The organism is Dyadobacter sp. HNCC25DJ183 (assembly GCF_056895175.1).
Genome location: NZ_JBXHAP010000009.1, coordinates 42480 through 67044 on the forward strand (window position 1 = coordinate 42480; position 24565 = coordinate 67044).

The 24565-nt window shown below is 45.5% G+C and carries 22 protein-coding genes; 19 read left to right on the top strand and 3 right to left on the bottom strand.

The window, feature by feature from the left end; genetic code table 11:
• The first annotated feature begins 3 nt into the window (after positions 1–3).
• From AC1XTG_RS21790 to nagA, 16 genes are all read left to right on the top strand, one after another.
• Complete coding sequence (locus tag AC1XTG_RS21790) at positions 4–837, top strand: ABC transporter permease (RefSeq protein ID WP_056285700.1); 834 nt, start codon at positions 4–6, stop codon at positions 835–837.
• A 15-nt stretch (positions 838–852) separates the two neighbouring features.
• The gene (locus tag AC1XTG_RS21795) at positions 853–2112 is read left to right on the top strand and encodes an ABC transporter ATP-binding protein (protein WP_484843434.1); all 1260 of its coding nucleotides are present in this window, start codon (positions 853–855) and stop codon (positions 2110–2112) included.
• Positions 2105–3187 carry a DegT/DnrJ/EryC1/StrS family aminotransferase gene (locus AC1XTG_RS21800; protein ID WP_484843435.1) on the top strand — a complete coding sequence of 361 codons (1083 nt, stop codon included), beginning with the start codon at positions 2105–2107 and terminating at the stop codon, positions 3185–3187. The genes AC1XTG_RS21795 and AC1XTG_RS21800 overlap by 8 nt, the downstream gene beginning before the upstream one ends.
• 4 nt (positions 3188–3191) lie before the next feature.
• Positions 3192–5240, top strand: a complete 2049-nt coding sequence (locus AC1XTG_RS21805; protein WP_484843436.1) for a glycosyltransferase family 39 protein — start codon at positions 3192–3194, stop codon at positions 5238–5240.
• 6 nt (positions 5241–5246) lie between these two features.
• Positions 5247–5945 carry a WbqC family protein gene (locus tag AC1XTG_RS21810; protein WP_056285710.1) on the top strand — a complete coding sequence of 233 codons (699 nt, stop codon included), beginning with the start codon at positions 5247–5249 and terminating at the stop codon, positions 5943–5945.
• 1 nt (position 5946) lies between these two features.
• On the top strand, positions 5947–6603 hold the full coding sequence (locus tag AC1XTG_RS21815; protein ID WP_056285713.1) for an acetyltransferase: 657 nt from the start codon (positions 5947–5949) through the stop codon (positions 6601–6603).
• A 63-nt stretch (positions 6604–6666) separates the two neighbouring features.
• Entirely contained in the window at positions 6667–7890 is a 1224-nt protein-coding gene (locus AC1XTG_RS21820) for a glycosyltransferase family 4 protein (protein ID WP_056285716.1), read from the top strand.
• A complete protein-coding gene (locus AC1XTG_RS21825) occupies positions 7887–8870 on the top strand; it encodes a glycosyltransferase family protein (RefSeq protein ID WP_484843437.1) in 984 nt (327 codons plus the stop codon). Before AC1XTG_RS21820 ends, AC1XTG_RS21825 begins: the two co-directional genes overlap by 4 nt.
• Positions 8870–9628 carry a DUF5672 family protein gene (locus AC1XTG_RS21830; protein WP_484843438.1) on the top strand — a complete coding sequence of 253 codons (759 nt, stop codon included), beginning with the start codon at positions 8870–8872 and terminating at the stop codon, positions 9626–9628. Before AC1XTG_RS21825 ends, AC1XTG_RS21830 begins: the two co-directional genes overlap by 1 nt.
• A gap of 5 nt (positions 9629–9633) precedes the next feature.
• A complete protein-coding gene (locus tag AC1XTG_RS21835; RefSeq protein WP_484843439.1) occupies positions 9634–10587 on the top strand; it encodes a hypothetical protein in 954 nt (317 codons plus the stop codon).
• A gap of 9 nt (positions 10588–10596) precedes the next feature.
• The gene (locus AC1XTG_RS21840; protein ID WP_484843440.1) at positions 10597–11484 is read left to right on the top strand and encodes a glycosyltransferase family 2 protein; all 888 of its coding nucleotides are present in this window, start codon (positions 10597–10599) and stop codon (positions 11482–11484) included.
• The gene (locus AC1XTG_RS21845) at positions 11481–12815 is read left to right on the top strand and encodes a hypothetical protein (protein WP_056285730.1); all 1335 of its coding nucleotides are present in this window, start codon (positions 11481–11483) and stop codon (positions 12813–12815) included. Before AC1XTG_RS21840 ends, AC1XTG_RS21845 begins: the two co-directional genes overlap by 4 nt.
• 57 nt (positions 12816–12872) lie before the next feature.
• On the top strand, positions 12873–13922 hold the full coding sequence (locus AC1XTG_RS21850; protein ID WP_056285732.1) for an acyltransferase family protein: 1050 nt from the start codon (positions 12873–12875) through the stop codon (positions 13920–13922).
• Between the two features lie 70 nt (positions 13923–13992).
• Positions 13993–14289, top strand: coding sequence for a thioredoxin (gene trxA, locus AC1XTG_RS21855; RefSeq protein WP_056285735.1), 297 nt, complete (start codon positions 13993–13995; stop codon positions 14287–14289).
• 22 nt (positions 14290–14311) lie between these two features.
• Positions 14312–14857: a pentapeptide repeat-containing protein gene (locus AC1XTG_RS21860; RefSeq protein ID WP_484843441.1), complete on the top strand. Its 546-nt coding sequence runs from the start codon at positions 14312–14314 to the stop codon at positions 14855–14857.
• Between the two features lie 59 nt (positions 14858–14916).
• Entirely contained in the window at positions 14917–16026 is a 1110-nt protein-coding gene (nagA, locus tag AC1XTG_RS21865; protein ID WP_056285740.1) for an N-acetylglucosamine-6-phosphate deacetylase, read from the top strand.
• 9 nt (positions 16027–16035) lie between these two features.
• Here nagA and AC1XTG_RS21870 read toward each other — a convergent pair whose 3' ends face one another.
• Entirely contained in the window at positions 16036–18234 is a 2199-nt protein-coding gene (locus tag AC1XTG_RS21870) for a B12-binding domain-containing radical SAM protein (protein ID WP_484843442.1), read from the bottom strand.
• Between the two features lie 107 nt (positions 18235–18341).
• On the opposite strand from AC1XTG_RS21870, the gene AC1XTG_RS21875 reads away from it, so the two are divergent.
• Both AC1XTG_RS21875 and AC1XTG_RS21880 read left to right on the top strand, forming a co-directional pair.
• On the top strand, positions 18342–19121 hold the full coding sequence (locus AC1XTG_RS21875) for a Fic family protein (protein WP_484843443.1): 780 nt from the start codon (positions 18342–18344) through the stop codon (positions 19119–19121).
• A gap of 118 nt (positions 19122–19239) precedes the next feature.
• Positions 19240–20634 (top strand): purple acid phosphatase family protein, encoded by a 1395-nt coding sequence (locus AC1XTG_RS21880; protein ID WP_484843444.1) that lies wholly within the window; start codon positions 19240–19242, stop codon positions 20632–20634.
• A 1-nt stretch (position 20635) separates the two neighbouring features.
• Here AC1XTG_RS21880 and AC1XTG_RS21885 read toward each other — a convergent pair whose 3' ends face one another.
• Together AC1XTG_RS21885 and AC1XTG_RS21890 are read right to left on the bottom strand one after the other, a co-directional pair.
• A complete protein-coding gene (locus tag AC1XTG_RS21885; protein ID WP_484843445.1) occupies positions 20636–21403 on the bottom strand; it encodes a ThuA domain-containing protein in 768 nt (255 codons plus the stop codon).
• 19 nt (positions 21404–21422) lie between these two features.
• Positions 21423–23297, bottom strand: coding sequence for a CocE/NonD family hydrolase (locus tag AC1XTG_RS21890; protein WP_484843446.1), 1875 nt, complete (start codon positions 23295–23297; stop codon positions 21423–21425).
• Between the two features lie 94 nt (positions 23298–23391).
• On the opposite strand from AC1XTG_RS21890, the gene AC1XTG_RS21895 reads away from it, so the two are divergent.
• Positions 23392–24510, top strand: a complete 1119-nt coding sequence (locus AC1XTG_RS21895) for an MBL fold metallo-hydrolase (RefSeq protein WP_484843447.1) — start codon at positions 23392–23394, stop codon at positions 24508–24510.
• Positions 24511–24565: the final 55 nt, after the last annotated feature.

Consider the following 24565-nt stretch of genomic DNA (forward strand, 5'->3'; position numbering starts at 1 on the left):
AAAATGGCGGCGCAACACACAATTACAATCAAAGCAGGCGGTTCTGAAAAGGACTATTGGAAAGATCTCTGGATGCACAGACAGCTCTTGTGGATCTTGTCTAAGAGAGATATCTCTGTCCGTTACAAGCAAACATTGCTTGGCGTGGCATGGAGCGTACTTCGTCCTTTTATGACAATGACCGTTATGGTTTTTGTATTCAGCTATGTTGCCAAAATCGACAGTGACCCAGGTATCCCCTATCCTTTGATGGTATTAAGCGGGCTTACGATCTGGACTTTCTTCTCAAATACATTCCAGCAGATCAGCAACAGTATCCTGCTTAATTCAAACCTCGTATCGAAGGTGTACTTTCCACGGCTGTTGATGCCGCTCAGTTCCATTGCAGTCGGATTTGTAGACTTTCTGATCGCATTGGGCATTTTTATCGTACTTACTCCATTCTTTGATTATACGATCAGCTGGCAGATCATATATATTCCTTTCTTCGTTTTACTTACATTTATTACGTCAATGGGCTTCGGGCTCTTTTTCGCGGTGCTGAATGTGCGCTTCCGTGACATCGGCCAGTTGATCCCGTTCCTGATTCAAGTTGGGATGTACATATTGCCGGTAGCTTACCCAAGCTCGCTTGTCAAAGATACCTGGTTTGAAAAGTATTATAATCTGAATCCCCTGGTGGGCATTATCGGTGGTTTTCGCTGGTGTTTACTGGGAGAAAAATCGTATTTCAATCCACAAAGTTTATACTCAACGGTGATCATTTCCTTTTTGATTCTCGTATTATCTTTGATCTATTTTCGAAGAAAAGAGAACACGTTTGTGGATCACATCTGAAAATTACACCTGGGCATGCCTGTAATTGTAGCTGAAAACATCAGTAAAAAATATATCATCGACCACCAACGCAAAAGTGGGTCTTCAAGCCTGCGTGATGTTGTTACGGACACGGTCGACAAGATATTTCCAAGAAAGAAAGCACAGGATGGTTTTTCTGAGAAAGAAGAATTCTGGGCATTAAAAGATATCAACTTCAGTATCGATCAGGGCGACCGGATCGGTATTGTAGGACACAACGGCGCGGGTAAATCTACCCTGCTCAAAATTCTCAGCCGGATTACCGAGCCCAGCACAGGACAGATCAAGATTGAAGGCCGCATTGCCAGCTTGCTGGAAGTAGGTACCGGATTTCACCCTGAGCTGACCGGGCGCGAAAACATCTTTTTGAACGGCGCTATCCTGGGAATGAACAAAAGTGAAATCAGGGAATCCTTTGATGCGATTGTTGATTTCGCAGGTGTTGAAAAATTCCTTGATACTCCGGTAAAAAGGTATTCTTCCGGAATGTACGTGAGGCTGGGATTTGCAATTGCGGCCCACCTTAATCCTGAGATCCTGATCGTAGATGAGGTACTGGCAGTAGGTGATACGGAATTTCAGAAGAAATGTCTCGGCAAAATGCGTGATGTTTCAGAAAGTGGCCGGACACTCATTTTCGTGAGCCACAATCTAACTGCAATACAGGCACTTTGCAACAAAGCATTCTACTTTGAAAAAGGCAGGCTGATAGATCAGGGGGAAACCACGCATATTGTAACCAATTACCTGAGTAAAGTCTCGCACAAGAGCCTTGAAAAGCATTGGGATAATATTGAAAGTGCGCCCGGAAATGATCAGGTTCGTGTAAAAAGCTTCAAGCTCTTTCCCGAGTACCAGGATGATCTGACCCATATTGACGTCCGTACCCCAATTAATTTCCAGTTTGAATTCTGGAATATGGAGGAAGGCGCAAACCTGAACCTCAGCATGCATTTATACACCTTTACCGGTGAATGCATCTTTAATGTAGGAACGCAGTCCGAAAGTTTCGCCAAAGGTTTAGTGAGTGCAACTTGCGAGCTGCCTGGCAACTTCCTGAATGACGGTTCTTATGTTGTTTCAATGATGATTGTAAAAGATACTAGCACCGTCCTTTATAACATGGAAGAGGCACTGATATTTGATATCGAGGACTATCGTGAAAATGTTACCTGGTATGGCAAATGGCCTGGATATATTCGCCCTCAACTTAATTTTTCCATTCGCCAAACTGAACATGTAGTGAATGATTAACGTCACTAAAACTTTCCTGCCCGACCAGGAAGAGTATATTAAGCACGTCAGGGAAATCTGGGAAAGCGGTTACATTACCAATAACGGCCCGAAACTTCAAACGCTTGAAAAAGAATTAAAGAAGTATCTCAACGTTGATCACCTTTATTTTTGCGGGAACGGGACCATTGTTCTTCAGATTGCGATTAAGGCGCTTGAACTGAAAGGTGAGATTATCACCACACCTTTCTCCTATTGCGCTACTTCCAATGCTATTTTGTGGGAAAATTGTACGCCGGTATTTGTCGATATCGATGCACAAACCTTTAACATAGATCCGGCGCTCATAGAAGCGTCGATCACCCCGGCTACTTCGGCGATCCTGGCTACGCATGTTTATGGTAATCCCTGCGACGTAGAAGCGATCGAGGTAATTGCCAAAAAACATAACCTCAAAGTTATTTACGATGCCGCACATGCATTCGGAGTAACCTACAAAGGAAAGTCACTCCTTGCATTCGGCGACATAAGTACATGCAGTTTCCACGCGACGAAGGTTTTCCATTCGATCGAAGGAGGTGCATTGATATCCAATCATCCCGAGCTTGACAGTAAGCTGCACTTGCTTCGTGCATTTGGACACCAGGGCGATGACCTTTATTTATATGCTGGTATCAACGGCAAGAATTCAGAATTCCATGCTGCAATGGGCCTGGTAAATCTGCCGCATGTTCCTGAAATTATCCAGGCGCGTAAGGAGGTTTTTGATGCTTATGACAGTTTGTTGAACTGGGACGTACTCTACAAACCGGTTATTAATAAAGACATTGAATATAACTATGCATACTACCCCGTCGTGTTTCCTTCGGAAGCAGTGATGTTCAAGGTAATGGATGCATTGCGCGAGCAGGAAATCATTCCGCGCCGCTATTTTTATCCTTCATTAAACACGCTTTCTTTCATGCCAAGGCAATTTGCCTGCCCGGTTTCTGAAGATATAGCATTAAGAGTGTTAAGTTTGCCGTTGTATGTTGGTCTCCCTTACTCTGATATAGAGCGGATATCCGGGATCATTAACGGTCATTTATCACCATAACCGCATGGTACTTTTTTACTGGCTTACCTTTTTCCTCTTTTTATACGGTGTTGGTTTTGTTGCAAAAAGGGTTGCTCAACCATCACTTTCAGAGTGGATCATTACCTGCTTTGTACTGTTTGTAGGCACGGTAATCCCTAATGGATTCCTGCTTTCGGCACTTGATCTCACAGCCAATATTTACGCCTGGATATCGGGTAACTTCATCATTTTACTGCTGCAGTACCTGCTGTGGGCCAGGTTGGGCACAGCGCAGCCGGGATATTCCGTACGTGAAATCCTGTCGAGCCGCCTTACTACCTTCAAGCTCTGGACAAGAGAGCTCTCGCCGTATCTGAAAACGGTTTTCATCATCATGTTTGGAACGCTGGCAGTTGTTGGCATTACCAACCTGATCCTGGTACTGTTTACAGTCCCAAATGAATGGGATAGCATGACAGGTCACCTTAACCGTGCAGTCAGGTACATTCAGCACGGAACAATGGCGCATTTTGGGGGTACCAACTGGAATATGGATACCTATCCTAAAAGCGTTACCGCTATTCAGATTTACAGTTATCTGATCAGTGGGAAATTCGAAAACGCTTTCAAACTGATCCACCACGCCTCTTACTACATTACGCTGGTCGCTATTTTCGGGATTGCACAGCGCATTGGACGGAATTTATCAGCCAGTTTCTTCTGTGCGTTGGCTTACAGCATGTTCCTGAATTTCCTGATGCAGGCAGTAACTACCGAAACAGATATCGTGATGACAGCTTACCTGAGCTGCCTGCTTTATTACCTGTTTACCTATTACGGAACGCGGCAAAACAAGTACCTATATCTTTCAGGGATGGTTTTCGGTATTGTTTTTGGTCATAAAGTTACGTTTGCATTGCTGCTGCCGCCTGTTTTCGTAGTGATGCTTTACGCAGTTTTCATAGCACCGGATTTCAAAACATTCCTTACCCGTTTTATCCGGCTTGCCTGTTCCATTGCTATTGCGCTGCTGGTTTATACCTTTCCGACAGGCTATATCAAAAACATCATGGTTTTCGGTCACCCTATTGGTCCGCCGACTTCCCTGAGACACCAGTCTGTGGAACGTGCCGGTCCATTGTCTAACTTGTTTGAGCAGGGTAGTCGCAACGTGGTCAGGTATGCATACGATTTCTTCAATCTTGACGGGATACGGAATGCGCAATGGGGTTATAATTTGAATACAACAATAAGAAAACCCATCGCCACGCTGGAAGACAAACTGCACATGCGGCTGGACGAAGAAACCGACTTCTCAATTGTGCCATTTTTAATGCAGCGGCGTTTTGCCAACTACAATGCAAATCCCTACTGGGGCGTATTTGGTTTTGCATTGATTTTGCCGCTCATTTTGCTGGTACTTGTCAGGGTTTTCAGATCGCGCGTTCACTGGTTTCTGGCAGTCGCATTCTGTCTGCATTTTGCAACACTATCCTATTCTGCACCTTACGATCCATTCAAAGGCCGGTATTTTATTGAGACTGGCGTATTTGGCGTTTTGTTTTTGCTGCTGCTTTTCTCAAACCACCGTTTGTCCATCATCAAGCCAAGAAGAAATATCTGGAAAGGCTACATTCTTACCATTGTTGTCCTGGCTTGCATTTCCGCGGTTATGGCGGTATACCTCAATGTGCGCTGCCTGCCTTTACCTGCTTACGGACACGAGTCGGCACTTACTACGGATCGCATTGAGTTCCAGACAATCGCGCGGCCCGATATCACGAAAGCATATAAAGCCTTTGATTCAATTGTGCCACAAAATGCAACAGTCGCCCTGGCTACGATCAATGACGACTTTGAGTATCCATTATACGGCGAGAAACTAACAAGAAAGCTCATCACGATCAATCCTTTTGAACAAGGGTTGAAACCTATCCCCAAAGAAGCCGACTACCTTTTTTATGCAAAAAGTGTAATCAACGACACCAGCAAAATCAAAGCGCTGCCAACAGATATCAGGCTCGGCTCTGATACCACGATGACGAACCTGGATGTGAAAGGTCAGGATTATTACCTTCGCAAACTCAAATAGTGTCCAATGACTATTGCTATCATGCAGCCTTATATATTTCCATATATAGGGTATTTTCAGCTGATCAATGCGGTTGACAAGTTCATCATCTATGACGATGTCAACTTCATCAACAAAGGCTGGATCAACAGGAACAACATTCTGGTCTCGGGAAAACCGCACCTTTTTACCATCCCGTTGAAAGATGCCAGTCAAAACAAGCTCATCAATGAAGTAGAGCTCCTGAAAACAGAAGCCTGGCAGAAGAAACTGCTGAAAACGATACAACAATCCTATCAGAAAGCCCCCTATTATCAAAAGGCTTTTGATCTGACAGAAGAAATTGTAAATTTAGATGTCAGAACAATCTATGAACTGACCCTGCACGCGCTCCAGAGAACCTGCGCATACATGGAAGTTGACACCGAAATCATTCCTTCTTCAACAATCTATAACAATACACACCTGAAAGGACAGGATAGAATTCTGGACATTTGCAAACAAGAAGGCGCCAGACATTATATCAATCCGATTGGTGGCATGGAATTGTACGATAAAAGTAAATTTGAAGGGGAAGGTATAAAGCTCGACTTCATTAAAAGTCTTCCAAGCCCTTACATCCAATTTAAAAATGCTTTCGTACCTTGGTTATCAATAATTGATATCCTGATGTTTAATAATCCCGAAGAAATCAGGGCGCAACTGAAAGCATACGAATTAATATAGAATGGCTAAGATCATTATTTTTGGAGTACTCGATACAGCTGAGCTGGCACATTACTATTTGACCCACGATTCTGAGCATGAGATAGTTGCTTTCACGGTCAACCGGCAATACATAGAGCAGGATACTTTTAAGGGTTTGCCTGTTGTCGCATTTGAAGATGTGGAAACTATCTTTTCACCTGCTGAATATTCATTCTTCGCGCCGATGACGGGCCGGAATATGAACCGGAACCGGGAAGCGATTTATAACGAAGCGAAGGCGAAAGGTTACCAGTTTATCTCCTACATCAGTTCCAAAGCAACCATTTTCGGCAATGAAATTGGGGAAAATTGCTTCATTCTGGAAGACAATACGATCCAGCCTTTCACCACAATCGGCAATAATGTGGTGATGTGGAGCGGCAATCATATTGGTCACCACGGACAAATTAAAGATCACGTATTTTTCACCTCCCACGTTGTCCTGTCGGGACATTGTGTGGTAGAATCATATTCATTTTTCGGTGTAAACAGCACGATCCGCGATTATACTACCATCGCGCAGGGAACATTGGTCGGCATGGCTTCGGCAATAACGAAGGAAACCGAAGAATGGGGAATTTACGTGGGAAATCCAGCCAAGAAAGTGCCTGGAAAACTGAGTCACGAAGCTTACTGATACATTGATATCTGTGCGGGTATAGTTTGGGATATCTGAAGTCTGAGAAAGCGATTCTTGTTAATGGAGCAAAAGAAAATTTTATTCGTCAGTCATGACGCAAACCGCGCCGGGAGCCAGCTGCTGCTTTTGCAGTTATTGAGGCTTTTAAAGGAACGCGGGGTTCCGATGCATTTGCTGCTTTGCAGTGGCGGAGAGCTTGAAAAAGAGTTTGAAGAGGTCGTGACAATTACCCGGCTTTATCAGAACTATAAAGTTGCGCCGCATCCGTTTACCGGAAAGCTTCTCAAAAAGGTACACCTGTATAAATATTACGAGGAACGCTCCACGCAAAAAGGCAACGAACGCCTGATTACCGAGCTGGAAGCACAGAATATCGGCCTTGTTTTCGTTAATTCCATTGCCAATTCAGGCGTTTACCACGACTTCCTGACTTTCCTGCACCACGTTCCGCTTGTACTGTTTGTACATGAACTGGCAATGTCGGTGAAAATGTACTCTCACGAAAAGCACCTGAACTTCCTGCTTCGCAAAACGGATCACCTGATAGCGGTATCCAATGCAGTAGCAAATTACTACGTCAAAAAATACAACTTCCCCGCCGCGCACGTAAGTACATTTACGCTGATCGACCACGAGCACATTGATCAGAAGCTCCGAACGTTGCAGCATGATATTCTTGAAAAAACCTACAAGATACCCAGCGATGCGATTGTGATCGGTGGCTGCGGCAATGCGGAATGGCGGAAGGGAAATGATATTTTCAACTGGATTGCAAAGCGGGTAATTCATAAAACAACGCCGCTGCCGGTTTACTTTGTGTGGATCGGAGCCGGACCCCAGCACGAAATTTATGAGCTGATAGAAAGCGATATCCGCCTGATGGGGCTGAGCGACAGGATTATCCTGGTCCCCCCTACTCCATTTGCGCTGGATTATATCAACAGGTTTGATGTACTGCTGCTCAGTTCGAGAGAAGATCCATATCCCCTGGTGGTACTGGAAGCTGCATTGCAGGAAATACCTGTTGTATGTTTCGAAGATGCAGGTGGCGCACCCGAGCTGATCGAGAGTGACGCTGGCTTCGTGGTACCTTATATGGATATTTCAGCGGCTTCCGATGCGATTATCCAGCTGGTACTTGATCCAGCATTAAGGGAAACATTGGGCAGAAAAGGCCGCCAGAAGGTATTGGAAAGGCACAATACCGAGAAAAGTGTCGGCAGCATCGAAGCCATTATTCAAAAGTATCTACCTTTACAGGTTTCGGAACAGCACAATCAATGACCATTGCCTTTACCATTTGTTCAATCAACTATTTAGCGCAGGCCAGGACCTTAGGGGATTCCCTTCGTGCTACCAATCCCGACGTCAGGTTCTTCATCGGACTGGTTGATTTGTTGCAGGGTGTATCCTTCGACGATTCGTATGCTCCCGCATTCCCGATGATCGAAATTGACAAGATCGAGATCAGGGATTTTCAGGAAATGGCTGATAGATACAATATTACAGAGCTGAATACCGCGGTAAAGCCATTTTACTTCACCTATTTTTTTAAACATTATCCAGAGGCGAAGAATGTAATCTACTTCGATCCGGACATTATCGTATTTCAGCCACTTACAGGACTGCTTGCCTCCCTGGAAAAAAGCGACGCGGTACTTACCCCGCACCTGAACTCCCCCATTGAAGACCGGCTTACGCCAAACGAGCTTCACCACCTCAATACAGGGATATATAACCTGGGGTTTGTTGCATTCCGGCGGAGCACGATCAACTCCGAGTTCATCGCCTGGTGGGAGGAAAAGCTGCGTTATGAATGCCTGATCGATCTTTGCAACGGGCTTTTTGTAGATCAGAACTGGATGAATTTCCTTCCCTTGTTCGTTCCACAGACCCACATTGAAAGAAATCCCGGCTATAATGCGGCTTACTGGAATTTGCATGAAAGAGTGTTTACAAAGAGGGACAATACCTTTTTTGTCAATGAAAATAATCCTTTGATTTTCTTCCATTACAGCGGTTACGATCCTGCAAAGCCGGATATACTTTCTAAATATCAGGACCGTTTCGAACTAAGTGCGCGGCCGGATCTTACAGAATTGTTTGCATTATACCGCGACAGCCTGATATCCAATGGGAATGCTTATTACCGCAAGTTTGAATGTGCGTATATAAAGCCTGCTCCGGTTCGTCGCTATCAGCGTGTGCGCAAATATTTAAAGATGCCGATCAATTATGTTATTGATCAGCTGGAAACATTCTGATGAAAGAGCTTGTATCGGTTGTCGTCCCTATCCTGAATCCTGCGATCAATCCAACGGAAGAGAAGATCCTGCATAACACGTTGGAAAAGCTGGAAAAGTACCCGCTTATTTTCATTACGTATGAAGGCGCCGATCTGTCGATCGTAAAAGAGCATAATGAGGAAATTGACGTTATTTATTTCCCGAAAACATATTTTGAATCCCGCAATAAGCTGGCTTCGCTGTTCTTATTAGAGGATTTTTACGACCGGTTCAACTGGTGCGATTTCCTCCTGATCCACGAGCTGAATAGCTGGATCGTAAGGGACGAGCTCTATTACTGGTGCAAGCAAGGCTACGATTACATCAAAGCGGGCCCATACTTTGGCAGCCAGCAGTCGGTGCCGGACAATGTCGTAAAAAGGCTGTCAGGATTGAATGCAGAGGAGAAAATACTATTCGGAAAAGGTTATGCGGATAATGGACTTTACCTTTGTCGCATAGAACGGATGACAAAAGTGCTGAAAAGCAAGCGAAAAGAAGCTTATCAGTACCGTCACAACGAAACCCTGGCGAATGCGGATTCTGTATTCTGGGAGTTGGAGGCAAACAGGTTCTGGCCTCATTTGCGCAAGCCAACCGATGTTGTCCGCAACCATTTTGTACAAAATGCATTTAGCCAGAAAGACGGAAATGCATTACCATTTGCATTGACAGGCATATCCCGGGCCAATATCCAGGAATTGCCTTATTTTCAAACAATGCCGGAAGCCGATTAAAATTCATGAATATCACATATACAGTTTGTAACAGAACAACTTTGCCGCACGCGCTTACCCTGGCGGATTCAGTGCAGAAGTTTCAGCCGGGTTCTGTTTTCTATCTTTGCTGGGTTGACAATGCCGCTTTGCCTGAGTTACCTGCTAACATCAGGGTAATCAATATCACCGAAGTTGCGATCCAGGATTGGGATAAAATGGTTTCGAGGTATTTTGATTTCGAGCTTTTGGCCGCCTGCCGCCCGTGGGTTGCACAGTTTATCCTGAAAGAAAATGCAAACTGCCAGACACTTACTTTCCTTGCTCCCACTGTGGTTTTGCTCCAGTCGACTGAAACGATCCTGGACAATGAAAATGACATTTTTCTGACCCCCAACATTCTCAAACCATTAACGCCGTCTTCCTATCTTGACGACAAGAGGATTTTGAATATCGGGATGTTCCATTCGGGAAGCTGGACTTTGAGATACAATGAAAAAGTACGTGATACGCTAACCTGGTGGGCAAACCGCACCCTGGACAGAGCCGCTTACGATCTTTGCAACGGGATGAATATGGACCAGCTCTGGCTCAACTATATACCGGTGCTGCTCCCGAAGACTAAAATCATCAGGCATTCAGGCTGGCATTTCGGATTACAGGCAGTTCTGAACAAAGACCTGTCCCTAAGTGCGGGCAAGTATCTGGTAGATAACCAGCCGCTTATTTCCATTGACTTTGCCGGGCTGACCATTTTTGACCCGATCTGGTCGAATCATTATGGTTTGATCAATAAAAACAATCTTTTCAAGAACCTGCTGGGTTACTATGAAAAGAGTCTTGCAGGCTACAAGCATCTGGTACCGACGAGCAATGCTCCCATTCCGGGCAAAGTCGCTGACATCAAAAAATACAGGATTGTCAGGAATAACCTGGCTGGCAAATTGAAGACAATCACCACTTATATCGATCAGTTTTAATCAGGAACTATGCATTCTCTGGAACAATACACGCTGGAACTGCGTAAATTCCTGTCAGGCTTAAAGGTAAATCGGGCTATGCTGGCTACGGCAGCTGCGAATTTCCCTAAGCTGACCATTATTACGCCTTCTTATAACCAGGCTGCATTTTTGGAACGTACGATACTGAGCGTACTTAACCAAAACTATCCAAACCTTGAATACATCATTGTCGACGGCGGCTCCACGGATGCAAGTGTGGAGGTGATCAAAAAGTATGAAAAATACCTGACGTGGTGGGTTTCAGAAAAAGATAAAGGCCAGGTTGACGCGATCAATAAAGCATTAAGAAGAGCTACCGGCGATTACATCAGCTTCCAAAATTCAGACGACGTATATTTCCCGGGCACTTTCGAGCGTTTTGGAAAAGCGGCCACCAGCTATAATGCTGATATTCTGTACGGCGATTTATTCATGATTTCAACTGACGATGAGGTAACTGAAATTTTGAAAACAACTTCATACAGCTTTGATTCCCAGATTTTGGAAGGAATGCAAATACACAACCAGTCATTGTTCTTCAAGCGCAGGCTTGTCGAGCAGTACGGGTTATTTGACGAAAGCTACCGTTTTGCATTCGACTACGAGTTTGTAACCAGGTATACTTCTCATTCTCAAACCACTACAAGGAAGATCGACGGGCTGGGTGGCGCGTTGCGCGTGCATGAAGATGCCAAATCGTCGACCATCGCACACGTGGGAGCTGAGGAACACAAGCGGGTTCAGGAATTGTACATTTCTAGGAACAGTTCGGCTGCGCTCAACAAAATCAAGTATCTTTGGTGCCGGGTTCGTAAAATTGCTTATTTCGTTCTCCGGTCGGATTTCAAATACATTCGTTACAGATTTTCCAGATGAATTGGAGCTTACTTAATGTAGCTAATAATTTTAACTATCTCAGGTATTCCCTGGGCATCGCGATGATGTTCAACGGATTTCCTTTGATATTTTTTATTAGGGATACATTGGGTATCGGACCTGCCAGCAGTGTTTTTACAGCTATTTTCTTTTCGCTTGCACTGGTGCTGATGGTCCCGCCGACATTGTTCAAGCGACTCTACAAGCCGAATGTGATCCTGCTTAACCTGGGCCTTGGGTTTCTGTTAATGGCGCTCTATTACTTCTTTTTCCTGAATTATGTAGGAAAAGCGGTAGCCGATATCGGGAACTTCGTTTTTACATTTGGTTTCATTATTCTGCTGCTGCATATCCCCAATGATATCAAAGACACACTAATTCTGGTGGTCTTTCTAATGTCATTTTTCACAAATATCACGCTCGTTTACTCACTTATCACCGATCCAAACTGGACACCCGGAATGCGCGCCGCGGTAAACTTCGCCAACGAAGGCGCACAGCCCGGAGGTAACCCGCACATCACTGCCAGAAATGGCATAATTTGCCTGCTCAGCGCGTTTGTGATGCTCGGCAACACCAAAGATCTGATTACCCGAATTTTTCTCTTCTTCTCCATTCTGTTCGGTTTGGGAGTTGTAATCCTGTCACTCGCCAAGTCGAGTTACCTTGGACTTGGTATCGCGGCATCGGCCTATTTCCTGTTCCGGTTTAAGGCGTCCGACATTGTTACCGCAGTTGGAAATGCATTCAAATTCCGCAACTTCATCTTTATCGCCATCATCCTGGTCGGGATCAACTATTTCCTGAACCGGTACGGCGATATCCTGAACCTGCTGCTTGGCTATTGGGATGTATTTCAGGACAGGATTCTGGATGTGATTTTTACATCTACCGGCGTGCGGCTCTCGGAAGAAGCAGATGTGGATTATTCCGCTATGGGTAGGGTTAGCGGTTTCGGAGAATTCCTCGAAACTTTGTTCTCCTGGGACGTTTTCCTCGGACGAGGATACAAGAGCGACTATCTTGACGTACCTATTCTGGAAGCCTGGGTGGATCAGGGCATTTTCGGGTTCTTGTTTTTCGCTAGCTTCAACTTTTTCCTGTTCCTTTTTGCTATTCGCGAAATACGGAGGGCAACCAACGCACTGAGCACATTTCTGGCTTTCTTTTTCCTGTCTATGATGGTACTGCTTGTTACCGGCGGAAGGCCCTACGATATCGCATTCTGGTTCCCTTACGCCGTGATGATCCGGTTCCTGGGCATACGTTATCTTGACAGCTACCACCAGCGGCCGGTTGCAACCAAACTTACAACTGTCACTACCACCTAATTTTACATTTTCCCGACCACCAGCTTACAGGCATTTCGGCAGGTCAAAATTATTCTCATGAAAGGCAGAGTTGAACAACTGGATGGACTTAGGGGAATATTTTCGGTACTTGTCATCGCCCACCATCACAACGCGTTCAAGGACGCTGACCTTTACAACAACTTTTTTGTAATCAACGCAAGTCTGTTCGTCGATTTCTTCTTCGTTCTAAGCGGCTTCGTGATTGCATTGAACTACGTAGACCGGATTCGTACCGGAAGCGACTTCTTTCAGTTTTTGAAAAAACGATTCATCCGGCTTTACCCGCTTTTGTTCTTCACGGAGATCGTATTTGTTATTGCGAATCTGGTTGGAGAACAAAGCCCGATGAAGAATGTGGCCAGCCTGGGGCTCTCCTACTACTTTTACACTGCATTCGACGCACTTACTTTCATGGGATCCACGCCGGTGTTTGGTGCGTGGATTAGCAATAATTATCCTTCCTGGTCAATATCGGCCGAAATGATCTCTTATGTGGTGTTCGGGCTTGTGATCCTGTTTTTGCCAAAATTCAAATACTTTGCTTTTGCGCTCCTCTCGCTACTTTCTGCATTATTCATCGTGTCAAGAGGAGAATACCTGCTTGCTTACGATTACGGATTTGTACGGGGTTTGCTGTGCTTTTGCTTCGGCATTTTCACGCATTTGATTTTAAGTAAAAAAACATTCAAGCTTACAATCCTTGAAATTCCTTTCCTGATCGTCCTGCTGGCTGCTATGTATGCAGTTCACCACCTGGATCTTAACCTTTGGAAATTGGCATTCCCAGTGCTGTTTTCAGCCGGCATTATCATCTTTGCCAGCTCCGACGGAATAGTTACGCGGCTTCTTTCCAGCGCTCCTTTTCAATATTTGGGCAAGATATCCTACTCCATTTACCTCAATCACGCGCTGGTGCTGATTTTAGTCAATGTGGTACTTTTCAGGTTCCTCAAATCCGAGCCTACGAGCCTGATGATCGCCGTTTCGCTGGTCACATCTATTTCCCTCACCATTGCCTATTCGCATTTTACCTACGAATGGATTGAAATGCGTTTTGGGAAATTTTTACGGGACAAATGGAGTTAGATAAGCAGAGAACGAAGCAGCACGCCCGTTCTTGAACTGTCAAACCAAACACTTCAAAACAAAAGAAATCATGGCGACTTTCTCAGAACTCATCAATGGAAACAAACCAGTATTGGTAGATTTTTCAGCTGAATGGTGCGGACCTTGTAAAATGATGAAGCCAATTCTCGACGAGTTAAAGGCTGATTTAGGAGATTCAACAACGATTATCAAAGTAGATGTAGATAAGAATAAGGCTGCTGCCAGCGCTTACAAAATCCAGGGTGTACCTACATTGATCGTGTTTAAAAATGGTAAACCGATGTGGAGACAATCGGGTGTGGTACAGGCTGCCCAGCTGAAATCGATCATCAAAAAATATATCTGACCTTTCACCTGAGACAAAGCATTTGGAATCCATTAACAATGCAGATTTCACCGACAGAAAACCTTCGGAATCTGCTTATGAGCAAATTACGTTCAATAACTGCACGTTTTCCGATTTGTCGGGAATTGATTTTATAGATTGTATTTTCAAGAATTGCAACCTGAGCAATGCGCTTCTTAAAAACTGCAAAGTCTCTGACATTCAGTTTATCAACTGCAAATTGCTCGGGGTTAACTTTTCAGAAACCAAAGACTTCGCCTTTGCTGCCAGGTTTGAAGAATGCATTCTTGACTATGCCATTTTTGAGCGTAAGAAGCTGAATAAAACGACTTTCAGTAAATGCAAGATCCACGGCGCGGATTTCACGCAGGCTGATCTTTCCAAATGCAAGTTGTACGATTGTGATTTCTGGGACGCCGTGTTCGATAATACCAATCTGGCTGGTCTTGACTTCACTACCAGCAAGAATTTTACGATTGACCCTACTTCCAATAATGTTAAAAAGGCAAAGTTTTTGTCCTCGGATCTAGCTGGCTTGCTTACCCGTTTTGACATCATTATCAAGTAGTATTTTGAAGCGATTCTCATTTTTCGTTTCTTGACAAAATCAAATTACAATCCCGCATTATGTCCGTTCAATTGTTCGCCAGCCAGGTATTCACAGGTTCAGAAGTTGTAAAAGACCAGCTCATCCAGATTGTAGAAGGCAAAATAGCAAGCATGGAATACGCCCAGCCAGATCCTGGTGTAACGCGCATACCAAATTTGGCCGCCGGCCTTTTCGATAGTCACATCAATGGAGGCGAGCGGTTTTACTTCACGGAACGTGCCGACGAGGAAACCATTGACGATATCTATACTGCCAGTGTAAATACGGGAACAGCTTACGTTCTTCCGACATTGATAACTTCTCCGCACACGAACATTCTGAAAGGAATTGAAGCAACGCGGAGCTATATGGAAAAGAATCCAGGTTCTGGAGTACTCGGAATGCACCTGGAAGGCCCTTTTCTGAACCCGATAAAGCGCGGCGCCCACCTCACGGAGTTCGTCAGAAAACCGACGAATGCGGAATTGGAGGAGATTATTGCTGTTGGAAAAGGTATAATCCGGTTGATCACGATTGCGCCGGAAATGTTTACGGAAGACCAGATCCGGATGCTCCTTGACTCGGGGATAATTGTTTCCGCCGGCCATTCGAACGCAACTTATGATGAAGCGGTGAAGGCTTTTGGACAGGGAATTCAGCTGGTAACGCATTTGTACAATGCAATGTCCGCATTTGGCCACCGCTCGCCCGGACTTGTGGGTGCTACATTTGATACAGAATCCGTGTATGCTCCCTTGATTATTGATGGTGTGCATTGCGATTTCGGCGCGGCTAGTGTTGCTTATAAAATCAAGAAAGATAAATTATTCCTGATCTCAGATGCATTGTTTCTCGGCGAGAAAGTGACCGAGTTTAAATGGGGCGAATTTGATGCTTACCTGAAAAATGGGCGGTACACCAATTCGGATGGAAATCTGGCAGGTGCTACCATTTCCCTGGCAGATGCAGTAAGGAATGCAGTTCAGATCGTGGGAATACCTTTGCAGGAAGCGATTGAAATGGCTACGATCCGGCCCGCACAGGCACTGGGTTTAGCTGATCAGATAGGCAAAATTGAGATAGGCTACCCCGCTGTTTTTACCACATTCAATGATGACCTCTCGGATTTTCAGGTTTTAAAGTACTGAAAGCACTTACTATAAAACCAACATACCGCCATTCTTCAAGTCCAGCCAGGTTTTGGTTTTTCTGAATTGATCAAAATCCCCTAAACCTGCTGCTTCATATTGTCGGGCGAATTGCTCGAAAAGCATTGGTTCGGAATTACTGATCAGCAACTTAGGAAAAATCTCAACCAGCCAGTCAGCAACAGGAACATCGGCTTCAACTGCCCATTCCTTCTTCTTATTATAAAATACCAGCTCAGCAAGTTCGACAACGCGATTGCCTCGCTTTTCTTCAAAAACAGCCATTTCAGGTAAGCTTCCCAACCAAACAATAACCGCATTGGGCCGGGCTGCCGACTCCGGAAGCGCGCTGATGCTCTTTGCAATATAGTTAGGTGGTATCGAGGTAACAGGCACCTTGAAATCAAACCAGCGTGAATGTGGAAAATCCAGACAAACCCCGTGCAGGTAATTAAAAAGCGACTTCCTTAATCCTTCTGAAAAACGTTCGTGATCAGCCCCAAGCGGATCGTGGTGTTCGAGGTCATTATTGGCAAAATGCCCGTTTTCAGGCCCGATTCGCATGACATCAAATTCTTCGGGATGCAGTCCGACGGGACTGTGCGCCGTCATCGCAAAGCGGTGCCAAAACCCGGACTGCACAATGCCAGCCTGAAACAGCTGCCTGACCATTTCCAGGGAATCAATTGTCTCTTGTGCGGTTTGTGTCGGGAAACCGTACATTAAATAAGCATGTACCATGATCCCGGCCTGCGTAAATGCATCAGCTACGCGCGCAACCTGAGCTACTGTCACACCCTTTTTCATTTTTTCCAGCAGACGGTCAGAAGCCACTTCCAGCCCGCCGGAAATTGCAATGCAGCCGGAAGCTTTCAACAGCAGACAAAGATCGTGTGTAAAATTCTTTTCAAACCGGATGTTGGTCCACCAAACCACCGTCAGCTTTCTCCTGATTATTTCCAGCGCCAGGTCGCGCAGCAATGCAGGTGGAGCGGCCTCGTCGACGAAGTGGAATCCATTTTGATTGGTTTGCGCAATGATTTCTTCAATCCTATCACACAATAGAGCAGCCGTCATAGGTTCGTATCGACGGATATAATCCAGGGAAATGTCGCAAAACGAGCATTTGCCCCAGTAACATCCATGGGCCAGCGTAAGCTTGTTCCAGCGACCGTCGCTCCAAAGGCGGTGCATTGGATTTACTATCTCGATTACCGACAGATAATCATGAAGCGGCAGGTCGCTGTAATCCGGAGTTCCCGTATCCCGCTGCGCCACATCACGCTCCTTCGCGCCATTGTGGTACACTACCGCTCCATTCACACGCGAGTAAACGCGCTTCATTTCTCCGATTGCCCTGTTTCCATCAATATAGTCGAGCAGTGAAAGAAGTGGCGCCTCTCCGTCATCGAGACACACAAAATCAATGTAATTGAAAACGCGTGGCTCTCTCAATGTGCGTAATTCCGTATTAGGAAAACCGCCGCCCATTGCGATTTTAACAGCAGGATAATGCTCTTTCAAATACTGCCCGCATTTAAAGCCGCCATACAGGTTACCTGGAAAAGGCACTGAAATGCACACCAGGTCAGGCTGGTACTGCTGCATTTTACGCGCCAAAACGTCTTTTAAGATCTGCGAGAGCAAGGTATCAGGTTGTTCCAGTGCTTCTTCCATTTCATCGAAGCTTGTCGCTGATCTGCCTAAATGCTCGGCATATCTGCTGAAACCAAAATGCGGGTCAATTGCTTCCTGGATCAGGTCACCAAGATCTTCAAGATATAACGTTGCGAGATGCCGGGCTTTATCGTGAATGCCCATTGTACCAAAAGCCCAGTCCATATCTTCCAACTGCTGAAAGCGACTGGCTTCGGGCAGGTAACTTCTGTCGCAAATGCTGTGGGCAAGCGTCGGATTATTATTTTTCAGGAAGCGGATAACGGGATCTATCGTGCTGATATATTCATCGCGGAGCGAGTAAATGCGAAAGCTATTGTCAGTCAGCTCCGCGTCGGAATCGTCAAGTTGCTGAAAAAGCCGCCGAAGTCCCTTCGCAGAAAACAGCTCCAAAATCACATCAATGCCAAGATCAGCCTGATAAGATTCCCGCCCCAGCGTATTCAAAAACCCCTTCAAATAAGCCGTAGCCGGATAAGGTGTATTGAGCTGAGTAAAAGGTGGTGTGATGAAGAGTGTTTTCTGTTGCAAAGCGGCAGTTTCTTTTTAATACAAAGTTAAGGTTACCATTGAAAAGAACAGGAATTACCTATTATTGTTCCTTTTTAAAACATTTACATTCGTCGGCAACACCGGGTATGAAAGTCCTACCAGAACAGTTTTTAGAAAAATACCTCCAACTGATTGATTTCGACTTGTCACTTGCGTTTGACGAAATTCAGAATGCCAGCCTTTCTCCCAATAGCTTTACATTCTACACGTCGGTAGCAGTTATTTCCTCGTCTAAGATAGAAGGTGAGACAATGGAAGTTGACAGTTACCTGAAACATAAGTTACAGAATATAGAATACCTTCCGGAGCTGACCGAAAAACCGAATGATCTTTTTAAAGCCTATTTGTTTGCGAAGGAAAACCATCTTACCTCTGAAAATTTCCTGAATGCACATACGATTATTTCACAGCATTTACTCCCGGAAAAGTGGCGGGGAGTTTATCGCCGGAATGAAATGCTTGTACTTGAACATCAATCGGGAAAGATTCAGTTTGAAGCCGCGCCGTTTCACATAGTACAAACCGAAATGCAGCAGCTTTGGGATGATATAACCAGTTTGCTTGCAAGGGAACTCTCGCTGGAAGAGGTATTTTATTATGCCTCCTGGATTCACCTGCAATTCGTTTGTATTCACCCGTTTAATGATGCAAACGGAAGAGCGGGAAGGTTACTGGAAAAGTGGTTTTTAGCGGCAAAGCTAGGTTCTAATGCATGGTATGTGCAATCCGAAAAATACTATTACCAGCAAGTGGGAGAGTACTACAAGAACCTGAATAAGCTGGGTATCTTCTATGAGCAGCTGAATTTTGAAGCTGCAATGCCATTCCTTTTGATGTTACCTGCTGCACTGAAATCTGCCGACTAATATGCGTTTGCAACACCTACCGCAGGATTACTAGCAACATTACCAAACCATAAAATCAGCCCGCCTCAGTAGTCCTATCCTCTCGCAAAATGGTATCATTGTAGTGAAACAACCGACTATGATGCATTTTCGCTTTTTGACCCAAATTCCAGCTACGTTCCTGCTGCTGCTAATTTCTACTTCCAGTACATTTGCTCAGAATAAAGTTTATCATCCGACTGCATTTCCGGACCGGATCATTCTGGGTTATAAAGGAAGTCCTGCGGTTTCCCAGGCGGTCAACTGGCGTACAGATACGACAATCAAAGAAGCTGTTGCGGCCATTCATGAAGCCGACCCTTCGCCGGATTTTCAAGATAAGGCTACGATTGTTAAGGCATTAACGCAGCCGGTGGTCTTTGAGGAGCACGCTGCATTGTACCACGAAGTCAATTTTACCAACCTGAAACCTGCTACCCAGTACGTTTACCGTGTGGGGGACGGGAAGAACTGGAGTGAGTGGTTTCACTTCACTACTGCTTCCGACCAGCAGCAACCTATTTCATTCCTGTACTTCGGAGATGCGCAAAATGATGTCAGAAGTTTGTGGTCGCGAGCGGTACGCGGCGCTTTTACTACGCTGCCGAAAGCCAACTTCATGATCCACGCAGGGGATCTGATCAACAGGTCCAATAACGATTATGAATGGGGTGAGTGGTTTGAAGCGGGCGGCTGGATCAATGGAATGGTGCCCAATCTGGCTGTTCCGGGTAACCATGAATATTACAGGGACGGACTGAAAGAAAGGGTTTCCAAACACTGGCGGCCACAGTTTGCATTGCCCGAGAATGGACCCGAAGATTTAAAAGAAACGGCCTATTACATCGATTACCAGGGAAGCCGCTTTATTTTCCTGAATTCCGAAGAAGCTACTTCGGGCAAGAAGTCGCGCGACGAGCAGGCAGAATGGTTTGAAAAAGTAGTAAGCAATAATCCGCAACGATGGACGGTAGTTGTTCACCATCACCCCATTTACTCCACCAAGCAAGGCCGCGACAATGACGAATGGCGCGATAAAATGGAGCCTTTGTACCGGAAACATAAAGTCGACATTGTGCTGCAGGGCCACGATCACACTTATGGGCGCGGTATCAATATGCCTGTGGGACAAAGCCGGAAAAAGCCCGACGGCCCTATTTATGTAGTGTCGGTAAGCGGACCGAAAATGTACGATATCGGTTTGCAGGACTGGATGGACAGGGCAGCTTCCAATACGCAGCTTTATCAGGCGATCACGATAGACAAAAACAAGCTTTCCTTTAAAGCTTACACAGTCAATGGAGATTTATATGACGCATTTGACCTGGAAAAGGACGATCGCGGTACGAATATCCTGACCGAGCTTTCGAACACATTACAGATGAAAGAGCGGCTTAACTTGCCTGAACGCTATGAAAAAAGCTTCAAAGAGGCTGAATTGAAGGAATATAACCAGCGGTACCTTGACTATAAGAAAAGAAAAGGCATAAACTAGGTCACCGCCCGGCTGCCCAGAAAATCGCATTGATGAAAAGTCGCTTGTACGCCTCGCTTTCAAACAAGACCGGAGAATGTCCCATGAAAATGTATACATTCCGGGCCTTTACTTTCGGATTCGACCAGATCACCGGGTGATCTCCCATTTTAATGCGCGAATCGGGAGAATAGCTTGACTCGTCGACGCTCGCCAGTACCTCCACATTGGGCCGGGGACTTTTATCATAGGTATACCATTCTTCTTTCTCAACCAAAAAAGAGACAGGTACTCCCTTCATTATCGGGTGATGACGTTGCTCAACCTGCACTGTTGCTGCCGCGAACGTGGCTATATAATTCTTGTACCGGATACCGCCCATAAACCCGGAGAACCAGGGCCACATCTTGTACCCATCGAACTCCCCGAGCAAGGTGGCATGATGGAATCCGATCCACCCGCCTTTTCCTTCCTGAATGTACTTCTCAAATGCAGCAGCAGCTTCCGGCTTCCAGGCATAAGGAACGTAATCCAGCTGTATTATCAGCTGGAACTGACTGAGGTAGACTTCATTAATCGGATCAGTTTTATCAATATAAACGACCGAAAAGTTGTTTTTTGAAGCCAGTGAGTCGAGCCAGATTCTTGCTCTTTTGGAATACTCGATATGATGCCCGCCCGGTTCCGCCATCGCAAGCACCTTGAAAGCAGAACTTTGAGCCAATGCAGTGCATGTTAGCAGCAATTGGAGCAGCCAGGCAGCGGCAATACTTCCGGGTAATTTTCTCATGTTATGTGGCCGAAGGTCGTTATTTCAACACAGGCAGGATAACGTGGCTGCTGTTTTTTGAATCGTGGTGAATTCTAATTCTCGATTTTTGAAAATCCGCTTCTGCGGCTTCAAAGATGTTCATGAATTTCTGCGGGTTGCGGTCAACCAATGGAAACCAGCTGCTTTGAACCTGTACCATCACGCGGTGGCCCTTTTTGAAAGTATGTGCTACTTCATTCAGCTTCACGGTTACTTTCTCAATCTTATCCTTCGTAAAAGGCTCTGGTTTTGAAAAGCTGTTACGAAACTTTCCTCTTAGCACTTCCGCCCGGACCATCTGCTGGTACCCGCCCATTTGAACGGGCCTTTCGCCTTCTTTCGTCGCCGGAACCGTGGTATTTGCAGGCCAAACATCAATGACCTTGACGATAAAATCTGCATCAGAGCCCGTCATTGAAACCATCAGATTGGCTACGATCTCTCCGGTCAATGTCAGATCTTCCGTCAGCGAGTCCGACTGAAAGCTAAGTACATCCGGTCTGCGTCCGGCAAACCGCTGATCTTCGGCCATGTATTCATTGTTCCTGCCGCGACCGATTACATTCGTGTACGGTACTGGCTTGGCCGGGTCACTTTCGTATTCACTTGCACTCTTTGCAGCGGCTGGCTTTGAAACTGACAATTTTCCCTTCTCATCAAAAAAGTAAGGCGTCGGCCGGCTGTTTTTGGGTGGCCAAACATCGTAGTTCTTCCATTGATTAGTCCCGGTTTCAAAAACCGTCACTTCCGGCAGATCGAAATTCCCTTTTCCTTTCAGATAGAAATTGAAGAAACTGGTTTCGATATCCTCCTGAAAATATTTATTTACATCACCTCCGAACTGATACTGCGCAAAGGATTTCCATTGCGGCGCAGCCCAGCCACCGTGTGTCCAGGGCCCCATTACGAGCCTGTTGTTATTGCCCGGACTTTGTTTTTCAATGGCCGCATACGTTTTTAATGCACCATATAAATCTTCTGCATCAAACCAGCCACCTACTACCAAAACTGCCGGTTTGATGTTTTTCAAATGGTTTTTGATATTTCTGGACTGCCAGAACTCATCGTAAACCGGGTGTGCGGTTGTTTGTCGCCAGATGCTGTTGGGATCTGCGAAGTAAGGTGCTGCATTCGTTTTTTTCAATGGACCAAAATCCAGAAAGTACTGATAAGCATCGTTGAAACTTACCTGAAAATGGCTGTCGTAATTCTGCCCGTCAGCGCTTTTCTTCCCGTCGAAGCCGCTGTAAAAACCAAAGTTATCCATCAGAAAGAAAGCGCCATTGTGGTAGCAGTCGTCGCCGATAAATTCATCGGACATAGGTGCCTGCGGCGATACTGCCACCAACGCAGGATGGGCGTCGGGCAACGCAGCCGACGAGTAGTAACCCGGAAAAGAAATTCCGCTCTGCCCTACTTTCCCGTTGTTTTTGGTATGCTTTAAAAGCCACTCAATGGTATCATAAGTGTCGCTAGACTCGTCTACATCTTTGTTGCTCTTCTTATTGTCGATTGCCGGGGTCATTTCACGAAATGTCCCCTCGCTTTTATATCTGCCGCGCGCATCCTGATAAACAAAAATGTATTTGTCGCGCATCAGATACGCATTCGGCCCCAGGCTCTTTCTGTAACTGTTGACACCATACGGCCGCACCGAATAGGGAGTGCGCTGCATTAAGATCGGGAAAGTCTGAGAAGAATCCTTAGGCGTATATATCGCGGTAAAAAGCTTAATACCGTCCCGCATGGTAATGTACTGTTCCGTCTTGATGTAGTTATTCCTAACCCAACCTGTATCAGGAAGAACCGCATTTTGAGCCAATGCAGCTAACGAACATAAAAGCAAAAAGCTGCTGAGGAAACTTATTTTCATAAGGGATAATTATGGAGTACGAATGTGCTAACCAAAAATACGTAAGAAAGTGGTTGACGCACTCAAATCTTTCTACCTTCCTGGTAAAACCTGAATGAAACGACTTAAAAGAATTGTGATGATATTTATTGTGCTGCTGGTATTGGGTGTATTTATGTTTATGAAACAACCTCAGTTTGGAAGAAAGCCTACCGGTGCGCGACTGGAAAGGATCAAACAATCACCTCATTATCGCGACGGACAGTTCCAGAATGAAAGCAATACGCCCGCGCTTGCCGAAGGTGCGAGCTACTTGAAGGTAATGGTCAATTTTTTCTTTGGAAAAAGTAAGCTCAACGTACCGCCAGCGCCGATTCCCTCCCAGAAAACGGATTTACTGCACCTCGATCCGGCAGAGAATATCCTGGTCTGGTTCGGGCATTCTTCCTACTTTATGCAGATCGACGGCAAGAAATTCCTGGTCGATCCTGTGCTGAGCGGGCATGCTTCGCCTGTTACCTTCACAACTCCCTCTTTCAAAGGCACGGACATTTATTCGGTCGCTGACCTGCCCGAAATTGACTACCTGCTCATCTCTCACGACCATTATGATCACCTGGATTATGAGACGATTTTGAAGCTGAAATCGAAAGTAAAACAGGTAATTACCGGATTAGGAACAGGAGAGCATTTTGAATACTGGGGCTATGAGCCTGCTAAGATCATCGAGAAAGACTGGAACGAGACAGCTGTGCTGGGCGACGGCTTCAATATACACATCACGCCGGCGCGCCATTTTTCAGGCCGGGAATTCAGCAGGAACACGGCATTGTGGGTTTCAATGGTTTTACAAACTCCAAAACATAAGATCTTCATCGGAGGAGATTCAGGCTATGACCATCATTTCAAGAAGATTGGTGAGAAATTTGGCGGCTTCGACCTGGCTTTACTTGAATGCGGCCAATACAATGAAGCATGGAAATACATTCACATGATGCCGGAAGAAACTGTACTTGCTGCCAAAGAATTGAATGCAAAGAAGTTAATGCCTGTACACTGGGCTAAGTTTTCACTTGCATTGCATGACTGGAATGAGCCCATTCAAAGAGCAGTGGCCGAAGCAGGTAAACAAAATATGCCGCTGGTAACTCCCCTTATCGGTCAAAAAGTGAACCTCGACGGAGATCAAACCTGGCGGCCATGGTGGAAGGAAGATGAAATACAATCCCGGTAATCCGGAGTTGGTTGCGGACTGTCAGGACATAAAAAATCCGCTCTATACAGAGCGG